Origin of the sequence: Pseudonocardia sp., assembly GCF_025965585.1 — a bacterium.
Classification (GTDB): Bacteria; Actinomycetota; Actinomycetes; order Mycobacteriales; family Pseudonocardiaceae; genus Pseudonocardia.
In genome coordinates, this window is the sequence record NZ_JAOPWR010000296.1 from 1 (window position 1) to 3,998 (window position 3,998).

General features: G+C 72.9%; 4 protein-coding genes. 3 read left to right on the forward strand and 1 reads right to left on the reverse strand.

What is annotated here, in order from left to right; genetic code table 11:
• Positions 1–66: 66 nt before the first annotated feature.
• Complete coding sequence (locus JWR81_RS18260) at positions 67–567, reverse strand: hypothetical protein (RefSeq protein WP_297653858.1); 501 nt, start codon at positions 565–567, stop codon at positions 67–69.
• Between JWR81_RS18260 and JWR81_RS18265 the strand changes: the two genes are divergently transcribed.
• From JWR81_RS18265 to JWR81_RS18275, 3 genes are all read left to right on the forward strand, one after another.
• Positions 560–1,510 (forward strand): glycoside hydrolase family 16 protein, encoded by a 951-nt coding sequence (locus JWR81_RS18265; RefSeq protein WP_297653861.1) that lies wholly within the window; start codon positions 560–562, stop codon positions 1,508–1,510. The two genes, JWR81_RS18260 and JWR81_RS18265, sit on opposite strands and share 8 nt — an antisense overlap.
• A 105-nt stretch (positions 1,511–1,615) precedes the next feature.
• Positions 1,616–2,317 carry a response regulator transcription factor gene (locus tag JWR81_RS18270; protein WP_297653864.1) on the forward strand — a complete coding sequence of 234 codons (702 nt, stop codon included), beginning with the start codon at positions 1,616–1,618 and terminating at the stop codon, positions 2,315–2,317.
• Positions 2,318–2,412: 95 nt separating this feature from the next.
• Positions 2,413–3,918, forward strand: coding sequence for an ATP-binding protein (locus JWR81_RS18275; RefSeq protein WP_297653867.1), 1,506 nt, complete (start codon positions 2,413–2,415; stop codon positions 3,916–3,918).
• Positions 3,919–3,998: the final 80 nt, after the last annotated feature.

A 3,998-nucleotide genomic window follows, 5' to 3' on the forward strand; every position in this document is an offset into this window, starting at 1 on the left:
AGAAACGGCGCGACCTCGGGGAACACGCCACCGAAGGAGTGGTCAGGTGCTGCCGAAGGTCCGGGCCTATTGCGCCGTCGGCTCCATCGCCATGCTCGTCGTGAGCAGTGTGGGTCCGTCCGCTGCCATGGCGGCGGAGCTGATCAGTGGCCGGTTCCCGGCGGCTGTGTGTGCTGCGCTCCCGGACGGCGGCTGTGCGGGAGCCGCCGCCGCGGGGACCGCTGAGACCCCGCCCGCGAGCGCCCTCGCAGGCGGCTCTCCCGACGCCACGGGCTCCCCGACGACCTCGACCGGGGCAGGCGGGACGGTGGCGGAGTCCGCGTCGGTCCCGGCGACCACCTCCGGTGCCACAACGACGGCGACGGCACCGGCCACAGCGGCCCACCCCGCGGCCGCGGCACTCCCCGCATCGAAGGCGACGTCGACGGTCACGCCACTGCCGGCCACCTCCACCAGCAACAGCACCGCGAGCAACCGGGCCGGGTCCTCGTCGACCTCGCCCACGGCGTCGACCCCCGGCACGGCGGTCACCACCACCGGCGGCACCACTGCCGCCCAGATGTTCAACTGGGGCACCCCGTCCAAGGCCGAGAACTTCGACGCCGGGCTCGCCGACTGGGGTGTCTACAACGGCCAGGGGCACGCCGGGAACGGCACGCGCAGCCCGTCGGCGGCCACGGTCGCGAACGGTTTCCTCACGATCGCGGGCAACGCGCAGGGCGCCAGTGGCGGCATGGCGTGGAACTTCGGCGCCAAGTACGGCCGCTGGGAGGTCAGGATGCGGGCGCCCAGGGCCGACCCGGACTACCACGCCGTCATGCTGCTCTGGCCGGACGCGGAGAACTGGCCGGTCGGCGGCGAGGTCGACTTCGCCGAGATGTCCGACCCCACCCGGCAGACGACCGACACTTTCCTCCACTACGGCGCCTCGAACTCGCAGGTCCACGGATCCGTCGACATCGACGCGACGCGGTGGCACAACTGGGCCGTGGAGTGGACGCCGACCGGCATCGCGAACTATGTCGACGGCGTGCGGTGGTGGTCGACCGCCGACACCTCGATCCTCCCGCCCGGGTCGATGCACCTCACCCTGCAGCTGGACAACTTCAGGGGCACAGGGCTGACACCGTCGCAGATGGACGTCGACTGGGCCGCGTTCTACCCCGTCCAGGGCTCCGGCGTGGGGGTGCCGCCCCCCGACTCGGCCGGGACGCCCGTCACGCCGACCACCGCACCCACGACCACGACCACGCCGGTGGTCACGACGACCACGGTGCCGCCGACGACGAAGCCCGTCACGACCACCACGCCCCCGGTCACGACGACCACCACGCCCCCGGTCACGACGACCACCGCTCCCCCGGTGACGACGACGTCGGCGACCACGACGACGCCGGCACCACCACCACCGTCGTACGCCATCCCGAAGGCGGTGGCCCCGCCGACGACCACGGTCACCCCGAGCACCACCGTCACACCCACGACCACACCCGCGGCGGCACCCCCGTAGACGGCGGGACACCGCTCTGATCGAGCCCTCCTTTCGAACCGCATCCGTGGTGCCGTCGAATCGTTGGTGAGTCAACAACCGAAGGATTCCCGACCACCGGAACTGATGGCACCCGATCGAGTGACAACGACGCCCGCAGGACGGTACGAGAAGCCGGTCCTGATCATCGACGACCACGAGCTCGTCGGCACCTCGCTGATGCTGAGCCTGCGCTCCGAGGGGCTCGTCGCGCACTGGTGCGGCACGGCCGGGGGAGCCGACGCCATCCTCGCCGAGGCGCGCGGACTGTCGCCGGGCCTCGCCCTGCTCGACCTCGACCTGGGCCGCGACCGGCGGGGCGCCGTCCTGGACGGGGTGCGCCTCGTCGCGCCGCTGGTCGCCGCCGGGTGGCGGGTCATGATCCTGTCCGGCAGCGGCGACCACGTCCGCATCGGCGGGGCGCTCGCCGACGGGGCTGTCGCCTGGCTGCCGAAGAACGCGCCGTTCCCCGCGCTGCTGCGGTCGGCGCGGGCCGCGGCGGACGGGCGCGAGGTGATGGCTCCCGAGCGCCGGCAGAAGCTGATCGACCTGTTCCACGAGCAGTCGTCGGTGCGGGCCGAGCTCCACTCCAAGATCGACAAGCTCACGCAGCGGGAGCGGGAGGTGCTCGCGGAGCTGGCGCAGGGCCACCGCGCCCAGGCGGTGGCCGACCGTTTCGTCGTCTCGCTGGCCACCGTGCGCACCCAGATCCGGGCGATCCTCGTGAAGCTCGAGGTCAGCTCGCAGCTCGAGGCGGTGGCGCTGTACCGGAGGGCGACCGGCCGCTGACGCCGCGACGGGGCCGCTGACGGAGCGATCATCACAGATCGGCTCTATGCTGCGACCCGTCCGAGGTGGCCGGGGTGATCCGGAGGTGTGAGCAGTTGGCGGACGGTGTGCTCGCGTCGCGCGGCGCACGCTCGCTGCGCTGGTCGTCCCGCCTGCTCGCCGACGTGCTCGTCGTCGCCGCGCTGTGCGCCGTGGTGGTGGTGCTCCTCGAGGCCGACACGGTGCTCGCCGCTCTGCCGGTGCAGATCACCGGCAACATCCTCACGCTGAGCGCCGCCGCTGTCGGCGCGGGATCGGCGATCCTGGCGGTCGTCGTGTCGCGGCTGCTGGGGGAGGCGAAGCTCGCGTGGGTCGCCGCGGCGCTGGTGCTGTACTGCGTGGTCGTCCTGCCCTGGGCCACCCTCTCGACCGCCGACCTGGACGTCTCCCATCGCGCCTCGCGCCTCGTGGCGTACGTCGTGGCGCTCGTGCTCCTGCTGCTCTCGACCCGGCCGCCCCGCTCCCTCGGGTTCTGGGGCGGCTGGGTGATCATGGTCGCGGGCGGGGTCTGCGCGCTCGCAGCACTCCGGCTGCCCGACTCCGCGCCGCTGCGCTGGTTCGTGGAGGGCCCGCTCGTCACCGTCGCGGTGCTCGTCGGGTGGACGGCCGCGGCCGTCTCGTTCGCCGTCGCGGGCATCCGCAGGCAGTGGACCCCCTGGCTGCGGCTCGGGCTCGGTCTCGTGGTGCTGGCGATCGCGCAGATCTACCGCGTCGGCATCACGACGCCGACGATCACCACGAACCTCGCCTTCCCCGCGCTGCGGCTCGTCGGGCTCACCGTCGTGCTGGTGGGGCTGGCACAGATGGTCCAGCGGGCGATGGCGACGATGCGGTCGGAGCACTGGCAGCAGCAGGAGGAGCTCGCGGTCGCGGCGATCCACATGGAGCGGGCCGGCGAGCTCGCCGCCGAACGCGACCACGAGCTGCGCAACGGCCTCGCCGGGTTGGCCGGCATCACGCACCTGCTCAGCGCCGACACCGGCGGCGAGGACCACGAGCGGCTCAAGCACGCCGTGCTGGCCGAGCTCGGGCGCCTGCACCGGATCCTCGACGGCGGGGAACCCGAGCCCGACGTCGGCCCACCCCTGGCCGAGTACGCCGTGGCGCCGGTGCTGGAGGGGCTCGTCGCGCTGCGTTCCGGCGACCGCGGACCGGACCTCGACATCGTCCCGGGGCTGCGCGCGTGCGGGGAGTCCGCGGTGCTCGCCCAGGTCATGACGAACCTGCTCGCCAACTGCGATCGTCACGCTCCAGGGGCCGCCGTGCAGGTCAGGGCCCGGCGCCGCGGCGCCGACATCGTGGTCGAGGTCCGCGACTCCGGCCCGGGGCTGCCGCCGGGCGCCGACGCCGACGCGCTGCTCACCCGCGGTGTGAAGGACGAGTCCGCGGGCGGCTCGGGCCTCGGGCTCTACATCAGCGCCCAACTCCTCGCCCGCGAGGGCGGCACGGTGCGGCTGCGCACCGTCGACGATCCGCGGGGCTGCCTGGCAACCGTGACGGTGCCCGCGGTGAGTGAACAGTCGCCGGCAGACTCCGATCTGCTGACGGCTCCTCGCGCCTAGTCACCGAACGTCCACCATTTGCGAGACTTCATCAGTACTGGTGATGCTCCGGTTGAGCCGTTCGTTGCATACTGTTGTGA